The sequence below is a fragment of the Lysinibacillus sp. ACHW1.5 genome (assembly GCF_022014815.1).
Classification (GTDB): domain Bacteria; phylum Bacillota; class Bacilli; order Bacillales_A; family Planococcaceae; genus Lysinibacillus; species Lysinibacillus capsici.
The window spans coordinates 3,404,601-3,421,314 of sequence record NZ_CP091777.1; the positions used below are offsets into that span (position 1 = coordinate 3,404,601).

Below are 16,714 nucleotides of genomic sequence, written 5' to 3' on the forward strand. Positions count from 1 at the left end.
AATAAGAGAAGCATACAGTTTCCTGCATGCTGTTAAATAAAGAATGGTACGACATCTAGCCCTGTCGTTTGTGGTAAGTCAAATTGCACATTCATATTTTGGATTGCTTGCCCCGCTGCTCCTTTGACAAGGTTATCAATTACACTAACAATTGTGGCGCGATTTGTACGGGAATCTACTTTCACTAGAATGTCACAATAATTTGATCCCTTGACACGATTTGTCCCTAAACTAGATGCATCCGTAACGATTCGAACAAATGGATGATTCTCATAGGTTGCCTGTAAGCAAGTGATCAATTGCGACTCTGTAATTCCCTGCATTACTGGTGCATAGGATGTCGCCAAAATTCCCCTGGTCATTGGAACCAGATGCGTATTAAAAGTAACCTTTGTATCTGCTTGAGCAAACATGGAAAGTGCCTGTTCAATTTCGGGAATATGTTGATGTGTATTTACTTTATAGATTGAAAAATTCTCATTTGTCTCACTAAAATGGGTAGTTTGTGAGGGCTTATTGCCTGCTCCTGAAATACCACTCTTTGCATCAATAACTAGAAAACTAGGATCAATTAAACGTTCTTTTACAAGTGGTAGTAAGGATAATAAAACTGCTGTTGGGTAGCAACCCGGATTAGCAACAAGTGTTGCTTGACGTATAAGCTCTTCATTCCATTCTGTTAAACCATATACACTTTGTTGAACACTATGAAACGGTGCAGCTTTTTTGCCATACCAGGTTTCATAGCTTGCTAGATCTTTTAACCGAAAATCACCAGATAAATCGATTAGCTTTGGTCCTTTCCCAACCAAAGGCGGTAATAGCTCACTTGTCACCCCAGATGGTGTACTCGTAAAAATAACATCGAATTTTTCTAAAGTGTCATACGCAATCTTTTGTAACGGTGTATCAGCTATCCTAACAAGATGGCCAAATTTGGAAGAAAATTGGACACCCTCTTCTGAAGAAGTAAATAAATCAATTCGTTCCACAGCTGGATGATTATATAAAAATCGAATAAGTTCTAGACCGCCATATCCAGTTGCTCCAACAATACCTACTTTCACTGCACTCACCTCTGAAATAAGTTAAAAATAGTATACGTCTGCATATTTATTAAGTCAACTGAATTTTTATTTAATTCATTGTTTTTTTGAAATAGATAATATTTCACTTACTCTCACCTCTATACTATTGTAAATCCAGAAAAAAGAAGGCAAGAATCCTTTCGCCCATCGAATGAATCCTTGCCTTCTTTTTATGCACATGTTGTATAAATATCAATTGATGTTTTAGATAATTAATTAATCTTCCATGGTTGATAAATCACCAGTCGGTAAATTCAATTCCCAAGCTTTCAAAACGCGACGCATAATTTTACCACTACGTGTTTTTGGCAATTTATCTTTAAATTCTATTTCACGTGGTGCTGCATGTGCAGATAAACCTTTTTTAACAAAATCACGTATATCTTCAATTAATGCATCAGAAGGTTCTACCCCTTCTCGTAAGGATACAAAGGCTTTAATGATTTCACCTCGCACTGGATCTGGTTTGCCGATAACACCTGCTTCAATTACATCTGGATGCTCAAGTAGCTTACTTTCTACTTCAAAAGGTCCTACACGTTCACCAGCCGTCATAATAACATCATCCACACGCCCCTGGAACCAGAAGTAACCCTCATCATCCATATAGGCTGAATCTCCAGAAACGTACCATTCTCCTTTTAGGAAATAAGATTCATAGCGCTCTGGATTGCCCCAAATTTGGCGCATCATGGCAGGCCAACCACGACGAATAGCTAGATTCCCCATTGTAAATGGTGGAACCTCATTGCCTGCATCATCTACAATCGTCGCATGAATACCAGGAAGAGGTTTCCCCATTGAACCTGGCTTAATATCCATCGATGGATAATTACAAATCATATGCGCTCCAGTCTCTGTCATCCACCATGTATCATGTATACGATGACCTAGTTCCTCTACTCCCCAGCGAATAACTTCTGGATTCAAAGGCTCACCAACAGACAGCACATGGCGTAAAGATGTTAGATCATAGCTTTCAAGCAAGCCACTACCTGCACCCATCAGCATACGGAATGCTGTTGGCGCACTATACCACACTGTCACACTATAATCTTCAATAGCCTGATACCATGCTTGTGGTGAAAATCTCCCTCCGACGATTAGCATTGTTACACCGTTTAACCACGGACCAAAGATGCCATAGGCTGTTCCTGTAACCCATCCAGGATCAGCTGTACACCAATAAATATCATCTTCACGTAAATCAAGTACCCATTGTGTCGATTGATATTGCTGAATCATAGCATTATGAACATGCAATACACCCTTTGGAGCACCTGTTGATCCAGAGGTATAGTGAAGAATCATCCCATCTTCTCTGTCTACCCACTCTATATCAAAATGAGCTGAAGCTTCTTTTAAATGTTTAGTAAAGTCCAGGATTTTATCTGTTTCCTCAACGCCCTCCCCTACTAAAAAGATATGCTCCAATTTAGGTAATTTAGCTAAAGGTACACGTTCAAGTAAAGCAGGTGTCGTGACTAATACTTTCGCCTCACTATCAGCAAGTCGATCATACACAGCACCTTCCATAAAAGCTTCAAACAATGGTCCAACAATAACCCCCATTTTCAACGCACCTAATAATGAAAAATAGAGCTCAGGTGAACGAGGCATAAAAATAAATAAACGATCACCTTTCTGCAGATTAGTAGTCGCTTTAAAAACATTTGCTGCTTTGTTTGTTAACCTTTTCATTTCATTAAATGAATATGCCTCTTTCCGTTTACCATCATTAAAATACAATGCCACCTTATTTTTGCGATGTGTTTCTGTATGGCGATCAATAGCCTCATATGCCATATTCACTAAACCTGTTTCGCTCCAACTAAATGCCTTTTCCGTATCTGCCCAATTATGAGATTCTGCCACTTCTTCATAATTCGTTAAATGGTGTTGACCAGGTAAAGCCATTAACTTCTCCTTCATTTTCATCCCCATGAAAATACCCCTTTCTTTGCTTTTGTTTTTGACTAAATTTCAACAATCCCCCCTGTGGAAATTCAGAGAATTTTCCAAAAGCAAAATTGATATGTAGCATTTGTTATATAACAGATATCCATAGTATTAATGTTCGAATCCCTAATAGCACTACTTTTATCTGTTAAATAACAGAAGCAATATAATCCTATTTTACACGAATTCGGATAGATTGTCTTAATATTTTTATTTTTCCAAAAATACAGGTATATTTTGCAAAAATAAGCGTTTTTACGCAAGAAATCAGCTATAATGGAATTATTAAACTCAGGTGGTGTAATTATGGAACATAAAAAAACTTTTTTTTCTGTCACAAAGGAAACAAAGCATGGTACTGTGTATGTGGAAGGACCTGTGCCTCCAGAAAAATTAGCTACATATTCATTCCATGAAGGCTTGGTTGCCTTCAGACCTCCAAAACAGCAACAGCAGGCCATTATAGAAATTGCTGGACTACCCGAAGGCCGAATTATTATTATTCGAAACGAAGATATTATTGTAGGCTATGTTACCTATCTTTACCCTGATCCACTTGAACGATGGGCAGAAGATCGTATCGATGACATGATCGAATTAGGTGCCATTGAAGTCATTCCAGACTACCGTGGTACTGGTGCAGGGAAAGCACTATTAGCCGTTTCATTTATGGGGGATGAAATGGAAGATTATCTTGTGATTACTACCGAGTACTATTGGCATTGGGATTTAAAAGGAACTGGTTTAAATGTTTGGGATTATCGTAAAATGATGGAAAGAATGATGAGTTCTGCTGGTTTCGAATATTTTGCAACAGATGATCCTGAAATTACATCACATCCAGCCAATTGCCTGATGGCACGCGAAGGAAAACGGGTGCCTCCTGAGACAATGGAAAGATTTGATAGACTTCGTTTTAGAAATCGTTTCATGTATTAAAACTAATACAAAGGGGATGCATATATGATTGTAGAAGAAATTATGAATGATAAGCCTTATACATTAGCTCCTACCAATACAGTGCAGGAGGCACTAAAGTTAATGCGTGAAAAGAAGGTTCGTCATTTACCAGTTGTAGATGAAGAACATCACGTTTTAGGTGTAATTACTGAACGAGATATTAAAGAGGTCTTGCCCTCATCTTTGCAGGATGAACCAAACTCTCCTATTTTTAATGCAAAAGTAGAGGATATTATGGTGAAAGACCCACTTATAGGTCATCCACTAGATTTTGTTGAAGAGGTAGCACTTACTTTTTACGAATCAAAAATAGGCTGTTTACCTATCGTCTCTGGAGGAAAATTGGTAGGCATTGTTACGACAACAGATTTACTCTATACATATATAGAGCTGACTGGTGCTACAGAGCCTGGGTCAAAAATCGAGATTCGGGTATCCGATACACCGGGAGTTTTATTTGAAATTACAAAAATATTTCATCAACATCATGCCAATGTTCAAAGCGTCTTAGTTTATCCTGACTCTGAAAATACACAAAACAAAATTTTAAGCGTCCGAGTAAAAACACTAAATCCTTTAGCAATGATTGAAGATCTACGCAAAGAGGGCTTTGATGTCCTATGGCCAAATTTACCGGGTGTTTCGCTATAATGAAAAAAGCCGTATTCGTATACTCGCCAGAACAACTCGGATATAAATTTTCAGATACACATCCTTTCAATCATAAACGCTTGACGCTAACTATGGATCTACTAAAAAATATAAATGCTCTCGATGATGTAGATATTGTACCAGCACGTGTTGCAACAGAAGAAGAGCTATTGCTTGCACATGATTCAAAATATATAGATATCGTAAAAAAAGCAGGACATGGTGAATTATCAGAAGCTCAATGTGAAAGCTATGGAATTGGTACTGAAGATACCCCCATTTTTGAAAATATGCATGAAGCAAGTGCACAGCTAGTTGGTGGAACTTTAACCGCTGTTGATTATGTAATGGAAGGAAAAGCCGAACACGCCCTTAACCTTGGTGGAGGACTCCATCACGGTTTCCGTGGTCGTGCATCAGGTTTTTGTATTTACAATGATAGCACAGTAGCTATTCGTTACTTGCAGGAAAAGTACAACGCGCGTGTACTTTATGTAGATACAGATGCTCATCATGGAGATGGTGTCCAATGGAGCTTTTATGAGGATCCTAATGTTTGTACACTGTCCATACATGAAACTGGTCGTTATCTATTCCCTGGAACCGGAAATATTACTGAACGCGGCAATGGTCAAGGCTATGGGACCTCGTTTAATTTTCCCATGGATGCATTTACTGAGGATGAAAGTTTCCTAGAGATCTATGAACAGTCCATGCGAGAGATTTTTGAATTTTTCAAGCCAGATGTTGTATTAACGCAAAATGGTGCAGATGCACATTATTTTGATCCATTAACACATTTACATGGAACAATGAATATTTATCGCGAAATTCCTAAGCTAGCTCATCAATTAGCACATGAATATTGTGATGGTCGATGGATTGCAGTGGGTGGCGGTGGCTACGATATTTGGCGAGTGGTACCCCGTGCCTGGTCCATGTTATGGTTGGAAATGACTGACCAAGCGTTACCAATAGGACCACTCCCTCATGCATGGCTGGATCGCTGGCAACCAGAAGCCCCCGTTCCTTTTATTCCAACATGGGAGGACCCGATTCCTTTATATGAGCCCATTCCTCGTAAAGCAGAAATAGAGGAAAAAAATGCTCAAATGTTAGCCAAATCGCTACATATTATTCGGAATGAAAGACGGGATTAATTTGTTGGCCTCACGATATTCGTGGGGCTTTTTAAATTCGATGATTGCTTTTTGGTCGTATATCCATCAATTCTATTGTTCTATCCCTCACTTTTGAAACGCTATCCGCTATTTTTGACGTTCCATCCAGCAAAGAAAAACACGCAAATCCTTCATAAGCGATTTACGTGTTAGGTATCATTATTTACTTTTGACAGATTGTCGATGCTCAATACGGTGTGGTAAAATAACCGCTTCGTCCTCGACAGTTTCCTTGCTCATTAATTTTGTCAGCAGGCGCATTGCAACAGCTCCAATATCGTAAAGCGGTAGCGCGACACTTGTTAACTGTGGACGAACCATTCGTGCTAACTTTGAGTTCTCAAAGCTGATAACTTCAATATCTTCTGGAACATTTTTGCCCGCATCTTGTGCGCCATGAATTAAACCGATGGCCAATTCATCACTTCCTGCAAAATAAGCTGTTGGTGGCTGTTCAAGAGCAGATAAAATCTCCCAAGCCTCTAAGCCCATATCATAGCTGGACTCTTCTGCAGCAATTAATGCTTCATCTATTGGTAAACCAGCATCCTGCAATGCTTTCTTATAGGCTGCTAGCTTGAATTTTCCGTTAATTGTATACGAAAGTGGGCCAGTTACAAAACCAATCCGTGTATGGCCATTTTGAATAAGTAATGAAATAGCTTCATAAGCCGCCTGGAAATAATCGATATTCACAGTTGCAATTGTTTGGGATTCATCCACAGAGCCTGCAAGCACAATTGGTACTGGCGAATGATCCATCGTTTGCTGCATCTTTTCTGTAACCTCATCACTCATCATGACAATACCATCAACCTGTTTTCCAAGCATTGTATCCAGTAGCTGTAGCTCTTTATCTTCATGTTGATCTGAGTTGGCTAAAATAATATTGTAACGATACATTGTGGCAATATCCTCTACACCACGAGCCAGCTCCGCATAAACATTGTTTGCAATATCTGGGATAATCACGCCAACTGTTGTTGTTTTCTTACTTGCTAAACCTCGCGCTACTGCGTTTGGACGGTATTCTAATCGTTCAATTACTTCTAGTACTTTTTTTCGTGTTGCTGGTTTTACGTTTTGATTACCATTGACTACACGAGAGACCGTTGCCATGGAAACATTTGCTTCTCTTGCAACATCATAAATTGTAACAGTCATCGTACGTGCCTCCCTTTTTTCCTATTATAGCCTTATCATACGATAATTTTCATATTATTTTCAAGAAGAACTACGTAAAAACCAAGTACTAATAGTCCTATTCTAGACATTATTTTGTCACGATATAACAAACACCGCCTGCCGAAGTAAGCAAGCGGTGTTCGCTGTTAACAATTAAGCATGAATTTCATGATTTTTCATGAATTTTTGTAGCGTTTCATAGAATGCGTCAAATGTTGGAATGTCCATTTGTTGTTGTGAGTCAGACAATGCCACAGATGGATCTGGATGCACCTCTGCCATAACGCCATCAGCACCAATTGCAATAGCTGCTTTTGCACATGGTAATAATAAATCACGACGCCCTGTTGAGTGTGTAACATCTACGAATACTGGCAAATGCGTTTCTTGTTTTAAAACTGGTACGGCTGAAATATCTAATGTATTACGTGTTGCTTTTTCATAAGTACGAATACCACGTTCACAAAGGATAATATTTTCATTTCCTTTAGACATAATGTATTCTGCAGCATGAATGAATTCATCAATTGTTGCAGCTAAACCTCGTTTTAATAAGACAGGTTTATTTGTTGCACCTGCTGCTTTTAATAATTCAAAGTTTTGCATATTACGTGCACCAATTTGAATGACATCAATATAATCCAATGCTTCCTCTAAATGACCTGGTGTCACGATTTCGGTAATAACACCTAAACCATATTCCTCAGACACACGTTTTAAGATTTTCAGACCTTCTAATCCAAGACCTTGGAAGTCATAAGGAGAAGTACGTGGCTTATAAGCACCACCACGAATTAACCTTTCACCTTTTGCTTTAATAGAAGCGGCAACTGCTGCTACTTGCTCATAGGACTCAACCGCACAAGGACCGAATACGAAAGAAGGTTTTCCTTGACCAATTAATTCACCATTGATATTAATAATTGTATCTTCTGACTTCTTCTTACGAGATACAAGCAACTCTTTCTTCTTATCAGCTTCAAGTTGTTTTAAAGCTGTTTTAAAGATTTGCTTAAATATATAATCAACCGTCATTTGGTTTAATGGACCTTGATTGTGTTCTTTAATAAGATCAAGCATGTGTCTTTCACGCAGCGGATCATAGCGATTCACACCTTGTTTTTCTTTAATTTTACCGATTTCATCAACTACAGCTGCACGTTCATTAATTAGACGAAGAATTTCTAAGTTTAAACCGTCTATTTGACTACGTAAGCTTTCTAAATCTTTTTGGCTCATGCTTTCTTGCTCCTCTCCTCATGACAGACACTTTCAGAACTCTGAAATGTATGTTACATTTTTAGATAATAGCATTATTATAATCAATGTTGTTCAGAATGTCACGCATTTTTAATTTAGCGCTTCAACTCGCTAAATTATTTTCAAGTATGACGCGAAAGGAAGCGATTACATTGAGTTCTAAACTATTCGCACTTGATATTGGCACTCGCTCAGTGGTCGGGATTATTCTACAAGAAGAAAATGACCATTTTCATGTGGAAGATATTTTGGTAAAAGAGCATAAAGAACGTGCCATGGTAGATGGACAAATACATAATGTCATGTATGTGGCAGATTTAATTAATGAAATAAAACGTGAACTTGAAGAGAAACATGGGCCTCTTACAAAGGTAAGTGTTGCTGCAGCAGGTCGATCTTTGAAAACTGAACAAGCTAGTGTGACCATCCATATACGTAATCGACCCATTTTTACTGAAGAAGATATTAGTCGCTTGGAACTTCAGGCTGTTCAACAAGCACAGCAGCAACTCTTGCAACAAAAAGAGGATGCAAAAATTAGCCACTATTATTGTGTAGGCTACTCAGTCCTGTATTATCGCTTGGATGGCGAGGAGATTGGAAGCCTGTTGGATCAACAAGGGGATGAAGCCCAAATCGAAGTGATAGCAACGTTTCTACCTCGGGTAGTGGTGGAATCATTGATTGCCGCTCTTAAACGAGCTGATTTAGAGATGGAAGCATTGACGTTAGAACCGATTGCTGCTATTAATGTGCTGATTCCTCCAACGATGCGTCGCTTAAATGTGGCCCTTGTTGATATAGGGGCAGGGACATCAGATATTGCCATTACGGATAAAAGTACAGTTGTAGCTTATGGCATGGTCCCTACAGCTGGCGATGAAATAACAGAAGCTTTAAGCGACCACTATTTGCTAGACTTCCCTGTAGCTGAAGAGGCTAAACGTCAGCTACAAACAGCTGAAGAGATATTGATTCAAGATATTCTAGGCTTTGATCAGTTCTATCCCAAGGAAGAAGTTTTTTTAGCAATTGAGCCTGCAGTGAAACAGTTGGCGAAGTCGATTGGAGAAGAAATTTTACGACTCAATAACCGAGTAGCACCCAAAGCCGTTATGCTGGTTGGTGGCGGTAGTTTAACACCCAACCTTACGATAGAACTAGGTCAAGTTCTAGATTTACCAGCTAATCGTATTGCTGTTCGAGGCATTGATGCTATTCAAAACTTGACAAAAGAAGAACATATAAAAGCCTCACCTGAATTAGTCACTCCTATTGGCATTGCCATTGCTGCTAAAAAGATGCCGATTCAATATATGAGTTTAACAGTCAATAATCAAGTGGTTCGCCTTTTTGAACTAAAAGAAATGACTGTGGCTGATGCCTTTCTAGCTGCAAATATTCGCGCAAAGCAATTATATGGAAAACCAGGACATGGGCTATCTATCAGTGTCAACGGACAGGACATTTTTATACCAGGTGAACATGGCCACCCTGCTGAAATAATGGTAAACGGGCAACAGGCATCAACTAAAACCCTGATTAAAACTGGCGATGCCATTCAGTTAATCGAAGGCCAAGACGGACAGCAGGCGACGGCTACAGTAAGAGATCTTATAGATGAGGCAGCAATAAAGACAGTGACAATCCAAAACACCAAATATGTGATTGAGCCAAAAATTACTGTCAATAACTCTTCTGCATCACTCGATACAGTTTTACATGATCGTGATATCGTCGCTTTTGATATAGCTGAAACAATTGAGGATGTATTTAAAATCACTAATAATTGGCATTTGTTAAAGCAATTTGAGTCCTATACGATTCAAGTGGATGGACAACCTTTATATTTACCAGAATTTTCTCCTCAGTTAATGATTAATGGAAAAGTTGCTAAATTGAGCTATGCTGTACAACATGGAGATGTGATAAGCTTCCAACAACCATCTCTACCCACAGTACAACATATCGCGGATCAAATGAATCTTTTGCTAGAGGATAAAATCATTATTCATTTCCAACAGGAAGTTTTGGAACTAAAGAAGACTGCAAATGAAGCGATTGTTAATAAAATGGTTGTATCTCCACAGTCCACTGTACACAATGGAGCGACTTTAGTATTTAAAGAAAAGGATCGCAGTCGTTGGATTTATCAAGATGTTTTTCGATTCTCTAATTGGCAACTACCAAGTGCCTTTAAGGGGAATTTTACGATTTTAAGGAATGGTCAGCCGGCGAGCTTTGATACAGAAATATTTGGTGGCGATCAATTAGAAATAATACTAGAAGCTACACCTATCATTTAAAAAAAGGGATACGTTACAACTTTATCTTGTAACGTATCCCTTTATATTATGCATTATGCACGAACTTCTTCAGTTGTTTCTTCTTTTTGATCTGCTTTTTCTGTCGTTTCTTCGGCTTTTGGTTCCTCACTTGGAATGTAATCCTCTAATGGTTCTTCCCCTTCAAAGGAAACTGTACCATCATCAAAAACAGTTGGTGCTTTTGCCGTTTTTAGTGTTTTTACTTTCTCTACTAATTGTGTAGATTGCTCTTGAATTTGTTTAGAAAGTTGAACTGTTTTATCTTTTGCAGTTGTCGAGAAGTCTGCACTCTTATCTTTTAGCTGAACAGCTTGTACAGCCACATCACTGCGTAAATCTTTTCCTGACTTTGGAGCTAACAGTAGACCTGCAGCAGCCCCTACGATTCCACCAACTAATGCGCCAATCACAAAATCCTTCATGTTTACACGCTCCTCTTCATAAATCGAGTCTTGCGGATGATAAAGCTGAGGCAAAGAACTTTCAAGCTGCTGTTCCTTTACTTCGTTAAAATTTGGCTTTTGAGTTGTCATGCAACAATTCCTCCCCATCTAATTATCAAATTTGTCTAGACTGGTTGTCCATCTCAAAGATGCATCTTCAACTTATATGTCTAAGACTTTATTTTTATTCAGCCAGCATAGAATACTCACTGAATAATTATCATTTTTTACGACCCCATTTTCTTTTTGGTGTTTCTTCTACTTGCACAGTTTCAAATGCATAGACATCTGGTGATACCGCTTCCTGCTCGATGATTTTGCGCTTTTTCCATTTATCAGCAATACCCATCGCAACATTACTCCATTGTACAACTTGTGCAATTTTTTCTTCATTTTGTTCTACGCTTTTAGAAACTGAAGAAGTGATCTGCTGAACAGAATTATTTAAACCATTAACGGAATCACCAATACCCTTAACAGCTTGAACTACTGAATTTAATTGTTCAGATTTATGTTGAATATCCTCTGCTAAGCTATTTGTTTTTGTTAATAAAGACGTTGTTTCGCGAGTGATGCCTTCCATTTGGCCTTCAATCCCAGATAATGTCCCAGCTAAGCTGTTTAGAATGGATTTAAGCGAGAATAATGTCATGCCCACGCTCACACATAAAATTAAAAAACCGATTGCAGCAATAATGGCTGCAATATACAAAATCACTTCCATAAGTTTACCTCCTGCTAGTAAATTGTCTTTACTATTACTTTCCCTATCTTCGACAAAAAAAACGGAATTCCTGCTTAAATTTGAGAAAAAACAGCTTAACCCCTACGGACTAAGCTGTTTCATTGTTTTTAAGCACGTCTTCAAAAGCATCTTGGAACTTGTGAACATCACCAGCGCCCATAAATAAGAATACTGCGCCATTATGTTTTGTTAATATATCAATTCCTTCAGTGGTAATCACTGCACTGCCTTCAATAAGTGACGCTAAATCATGAATAGAAAGCGCGCCTTGCGTTTCTCTCGCAGAACCAAATATATCACATAAATAGGCTGTATCTGCAAGGCTCAAACTATCCGCAAAATCTTGTAAAAAAGCTTGTGTACGTGTAAATGTATGTGGTTGGAAAATCGCAACTAGCTCACGTTCAGGAAATTTTTGTCGTGCTGATTGAATTGTCGCGCGAATTTCCGTTGGATGGTGTGCATAGTCATCTATTAAAACATTATCCCCTATGTCCGTCTCAGTAAAACGTCTTTTTACACCTTTATATGTGTGTAAACGCTCCTGAATAATATCTGGAGAAATGCCTTCATACTCACATAGCGTAATAACCGCCAATGTATTTAGAACAGCATGGTCTCCAAATAATGGGATAAAGAAAGTGCTATAAAATTCATTACGTACAAAAACATCAAATTTTGTACCCTCAGTTGTTTTTTCAACATTACGTGCTTCAAAATCATTTTCAGCACCAAATCCATAATAAACAACTGGTACTTTTGCTTGAATACGTTGCAGCTGTTCATCATCACCACATGCTATAATTGCTTTTTTCACTTGTAATGCTAATGACTGAAATGCAGAATATACGTCCTCTATATTAGCGAAGTAATCTGGATGATCAAAATCGATGTTCGTCATCACAGCATAATCAGGATTATATGCTAAAAAGTGACGGCGGTATTCACACGCCTCCATTACAAAGAAATCAGCATTTTCATGACCTGCCCCAGTACCATCACCAATCAAATAAGATGTCGGTTTATAGCCACCTACCACATGCGCCATTAAACCAGTCGTAGACGTTTTACCATGTGCACCTGTGATGGCAATGGATGTATAGTTGCCAATATATTCACCTAAAAATTTATGGTAACGAATGACTTCTACACCTATTTCTCGAGCACGTACTAATTCAGGGTGATCATCGGAAAATGCATTACCTGCGATCACTGTCATACCTTCTTTAATATTATCTGCATTAAATGTAAAAATTGGAATATTACGTTCACGTAACGGCTGCTCCGTGAAGAAATATTTATCGACATCTGAGCCCTGTACTTGTTCACCAGCATCAAATAAGATTTGTGCAAGCGAACTCATGCCAGAACCTTTAATGCCTGTGAAATGAAAAACTGTCATTAATTAAACCCCCCGGGAATTTCAATATCCCATCTATCATCTATTAGGTGTATCGTATTATTTGACGAATGGTTAGGTATTAATACCTTCACAAGTGTTAAAAAATACGTACTATTCAACACATCTTGTCTATTATAGCACTTTTTATGCATAAGGATAGATGTGTAACTTTTCTAAAAAAACTAAATTCGACGTAAATTAGATAATCTAGACGAAAACAATGCAATTCTTATTCAAACATAGTAATTAAATCTTCTTCTGTAATGTAACTTTCACGTGGCTTACTTCCTCTTGCCTCCGAAACAAAACCATGTGATTCTAACATGTCAATTAAACGAGCAGCACGATTATAGCCAATATGATACTTTCGTTGAATCAATGAGGTAGAAGCGCCACCTTGCTCATAGACAAATCGACAAACATCTTCAAATAAATCGTCCTGTTCTGCCGACACCTCTGTTTTCTTTAATAATTCCTCTTGATCGAAAATATAATCAGGCTCACCCTGTTCACGAACATGCTCAATAATTGATTCAATTTCATCATCTGTAACAAAAGTTCCCTGTAAACGCACTGGCGCTGACATACCATTACCTAAATATAGCATATCCCCTCGACCAAGTAACCTTTCTGCTCCCTGCCCATCTAAAATGGTACGAGAATCAATTTGAGAGGAAACTGCAAAGGCAATACGTGTAGGAATGTTTGATTTGATTAACCCTGTAATAACATCCACTGAAGGTCTTTGCGTTGCAACAATTAAATGAATACCACATGCACGTGCCTTTTGAGCAATACGGCAAATGGCCTCCTCTACATCTGCTGGAGACATCATCATTAAATCAGCTAACTCATCAATGACAATTAAAATGTAAGGCAACTTCAGGCTATGTTCATTATTTTTATCCGCTATGGCGTTAAAACGTGTAATATCACGTGCACCTGCATGAGCAAATAGTTGATAGCGGCGCTCCATTTCTTCAACTGCCCATTTTAGTGCAGCCGTTGCCGCCTTTACATCTGTAATGACAGGACTAACTAAATGTGGAATATGGTTAAATGGCGCCAGCTCTACCATTTTAGGGTCGATCAGCATGAGTTTTAGCTCGTGTGGTGCAGCTTTATATAATAAACTAACCAAAATAGAATTAATACAAACAGATTTACCCGAACCTGTTGCACCAGCGATTAAGCCATGTGGCATTTTACGTAGATCTAACGTAACAGGCTTTCCAGTCAAATCAAGTCCTAATGCTGCCTCTAATGGTGAATCCGACTCAACGAAGGAGGCACTATTTGTTACCTCAGATAAGCGAACAGCTCGTGATACTCGATTTGGGATTTCAATACCGATTGAACTTTTCCCAGGAATTGGTGCTTGAATACGAATATCTTTTGCTGCTAAGGCCAGTTTTAAATCATCTGCTAAGTTTCGAATTTTACTCACCTTTGTACCATGGCTCACGGTTATTTCAAATTGAGTAACAGCAGGACCTTGCATAATCGATTCAATTTGCGCAGAAACTTGGAAATAAGATAGCGCTTCGACTAATGTTTCTCCCTGTTGCTCCATCCAATCCGTATCCTGTGTTTTTTCCTCTGGTGGCTCTAGGTATTCATCAGTAGGCTTTTGATAGACGTGTACAGGCTTTGCTGGTATCTCAGCTTCTACTTCTACTACTTGTGGTGCTACTTGATTCTCAACAGATTCTACTGGAGCATACTCTACAATTTCTGAAACTACTTCAGGTTCAATAGCTTGTTCTGGTTCTGACACTTGTTCCTGTTCTGAAGCTAGTTCTAGTTCTGGTTGTAACTCAAGCTCTGGCTCAATAGTTGCAGAAATTTCATCAGCAGTTGCTTTTTCAATTTCTATTCTTTCATTTGTTGAGATACTTGACATTGATGTAACAGGAGCCATTTTAATTACAGCAATAGGCTCTTCAGCACTGCTTTTTGTAGTGACACTTTCTACTTCATCTTTTATATCAAGTTGCACTGGACCATCTACTTGCAATTGAACATTCTCTGTCATATAGAAATCGTTGTCATCTTCTGGTGGTGAAACGGACATTTCATTTGTTGTCATACTGTCTAAGGACGATGATTTTTCTGACATCACATCCACTAGTTTGTTTTTCTCTGTTTCTGGCTTTCTCTCTACACGTAGAGGCTGCTGAGCCATCTTCAATTGCTGTTGGATTCTCCATTTTTCTTTATCTGTTTTTAACATTAGTACATTAAATGGAATTCGACTTTTTTCTTCCCTCGATGCAGTATCAGGAGATTGGTCATCCATTGACGGTTGAACGACAGTAACTTCTCCAATATGGATCGTAGAATTTTCAATTTGTACTTGTTCCACAATCATTTCTTTGACATGGATTTCGGATTGATCTGCTGAAAGTTGTTGAACTGTTTGATCTTGAACCACAGCCTCCTTCTCTTGCCCTTCAAAATCCATAGCAAAAGAAGTCGTTTGAGGCACAGCTACATTTGATGACAAATTTTCCTTGTCATCGTTCTCTTCAACCAACAGTTCTTCCTCAAAAATAATTGGTTCACTTACTGTCGAAAGTTCTTTCGATTGAATGATCTCATGATGTTCCGTTACAACCGTTTGGTTTGTGCTAGCCGGCTCTTTTTCTTCTAGTATATTTTCATTGACCTCATTTGTTGTCGCTTCTTTTAAAGGCTTTACAACAGTAACCGCTTCAACTGCCTGTACATCGGTTTCTTGCTTCTCGTATTCCTCTTTTCTTTTATCTAATAATTCTTTGATGGGACTTGGTTTTGCAAAACCATAGACAGGTGAAGGCACATCTGTTGGAACAAATCGTTTGCGATTCTCAGGCATAATATTTTCAACTTTTTGTTCTTTTCGCTGACTCTTTTCTTTTGGTTCAGGTGCAGTCATAGGGCTTATAGTAGCTGTTTCATTTTGTGCATCTCGAAACACTAAGCTTGCTCTTGAACGAAATTCTTGTTCTGGAGGCTGACTTTTCATCATTGTTTTTCTACCTGTACGTTTAGAGCGATTTGCGAGTAAATCTCGTATTCCTGAAACCTCTACATCATAAACACTTGAATCGACAATATGATGATTTAAATGTTTTGGTAACGATAAATCCCCAATTTGTCCATAATCATCATCTTCCATTTGATCATACATTTCGTTTGAGGACGTATAGGATGCCTCACCTTCATTATCGTCAATCAAAGGGAAACGGAAAGTCTTTTGCTTAGCGATTGGTGGTTCTTTTTGTGTATGTAATTGCTCCGACTGAACTTCTCCATAATCCTCATAATATTCCTCATACTCATAGTCTTCATCTTCTTTATTAATAAATTTACTAATTTGTTTTTTAAACCAGTTCACTTCGTTTCACTCATTTCTCTTACACTTCATTTATAGCATTGTCTAGTTTTAAATTTATCAATAGCTCAATGTCTACATCAAAAAGCATACCATAAAAACGGTCTTGAAACTTGCATTTAGAGGCTCATTCTAAA

Annotated in this window: 12 protein-coding genes; 4 read left to right on the forward strand and 8 right to left on the reverse strand. The window is 38.3% G+C overall.

Features of this window, described 5'->3' with window-relative positions; translation table 11 throughout:
- Window positions 1-32: 32 nt before the first annotated feature.
- Together argC and acsA are read right to left on the reverse strand one after the other, a co-directional pair.
- Complete coding sequence (argC, locus tag L6W14_RS17030; RefSeq protein WP_237898474.1) at window positions 33-1,067, reverse strand: N-acetyl-gamma-glutamyl-phosphate reductase; 1,035 nt, start codon at window positions 1,065-1,067, stop codon at window positions 33-35.
- Window positions 1,068-1,304: 237 nt separating this feature from the next.
- Window positions 1,305-3,032, reverse strand: a complete 1,728-nt coding sequence (gene acsA, locus L6W14_RS17035; RefSeq protein ID WP_371824157.1) for an acetate--CoA ligase — start codon at window positions 3,030-3,032, stop codon at window positions 1,305-1,307.
- A gap of 321 nt (window positions 3,033-3,353) precedes the next feature.
- Here acsA and L6W14_RS17040 point away from each other — a divergent pair, with 321 nt between their 5' ends.
- The 3 genes from L6W14_RS17040 to L6W14_RS17050 are packed head-to-tail and all read left to right on the forward strand — an operon-like array spanning window position 3,354 to window position 5,818.
- Complete coding sequence (locus tag L6W14_RS17040) at window positions 3,354-3,986, forward strand: GNAT family N-acetyltransferase (RefSeq protein WP_131521315.1); 633 nt, start codon at window positions 3,354-3,356, stop codon at window positions 3,984-3,986.
- A gap of 24 nt (window positions 3,987-4,010) precedes the next feature.
- Window positions 4,011-4,658 carry an acetoin utilization AcuB family protein gene (locus L6W14_RS17045; RefSeq protein WP_131521314.1) on the forward strand — a complete coding sequence of 216 codons (648 nt, stop codon included), beginning with the start codon at window positions 4,011-4,013 and terminating at the stop codon, window positions 4,656-4,658.
- Entirely contained in the window at window positions 4,658-5,818 is a 1,161-nt protein-coding gene (locus L6W14_RS17050; RefSeq protein ID WP_237898476.1) for an acetoin utilization protein AcuC, read from the forward strand. Before L6W14_RS17045 ends, L6W14_RS17050 begins: the two co-directional genes overlap by 1 nt.
- 180 nt (window positions 5,819-5,998) lie before the next feature.
- Here the strand turns inward: L6W14_RS17050 and ccpA are convergent, their stop codons facing one another.
- A complete protein-coding gene (gene ccpA, locus L6W14_RS17055; protein WP_048393506.1) occupies window positions 5,999-7,003 on the reverse strand; it encodes a catabolite control protein A in 1,005 nt (334 codons plus the stop codon).
- A gap of 174 nt (window positions 7,004-7,177) precedes the next feature.
- Window positions 7,178-8,263 (reverse strand): bifunctional 3-deoxy-7-phosphoheptulonate synthase/chorismate mutase, encoded by a 1,086-nt coding sequence (locus tag L6W14_RS17060; protein WP_237898478.1) that lies wholly within the window; start codon window positions 8,261-8,263, stop codon window positions 7,178-7,180.
- 173 nt (window positions 8,264-8,436) lie between these two features.
- Here L6W14_RS17060 and L6W14_RS17065 point away from each other — a divergent pair, with 173 nt between their 5' ends.
- Window positions 8,437-10,590, forward strand: a complete 2,154-nt coding sequence (locus tag L6W14_RS17065) for a pilus assembly protein PilM (protein WP_131521312.1) — start codon at window positions 8,437-8,439, stop codon at window positions 10,588-10,590.
- 53 nt (window positions 10,591-10,643) lie between these two features.
- On the opposite strand, the gene L6W14_RS17070 is transcribed toward L6W14_RS17065, so the two are convergent.
- The 4 genes from L6W14_RS17070 to L6W14_RS17085 all read right to left on the reverse strand — a co-directional run bounded on the left by L6W14_RS17070 (window position 10,644) and on the right by L6W14_RS17085 (window position 16,580).
- Entirely contained in the window at window positions 10,644-11,144 is a 501-nt protein-coding gene (locus L6W14_RS17070; RefSeq protein ID WP_131521311.1) for a YtxH domain-containing protein, read from the reverse strand.
- Window positions 11,145-11,274: 130 nt separating this feature from the next.
- Window positions 11,275-11,778: a DUF948 domain-containing protein gene (locus tag L6W14_RS17075; protein WP_131521310.1), complete on the reverse strand. Its 504-nt coding sequence runs from the start codon at window positions 11,776-11,778 to the stop codon at window positions 11,275-11,277.
- Window positions 11,779-11,887: 109 nt separating this feature from the next.
- Window positions 11,888-13,201, reverse strand: a complete 1,314-nt coding sequence (gene murC, locus L6W14_RS17080; RefSeq protein WP_004226102.1) for a UDP-N-acetylmuramate--L-alanine ligase — start codon at window positions 13,199-13,201, stop codon at window positions 11,888-11,890.
- Between the two features lie 229 nt (window positions 13,202-13,430).
- On the reverse strand, window positions 13,431-16,580 hold the full coding sequence (locus L6W14_RS17085; protein WP_237898480.1) for a DNA translocase FtsK: 3,150 nt from the start codon (window positions 16,578-16,580) through the stop codon (window positions 13,431-13,433).
- Window positions 16,581-16,714: the final 134 nt, after the last annotated feature.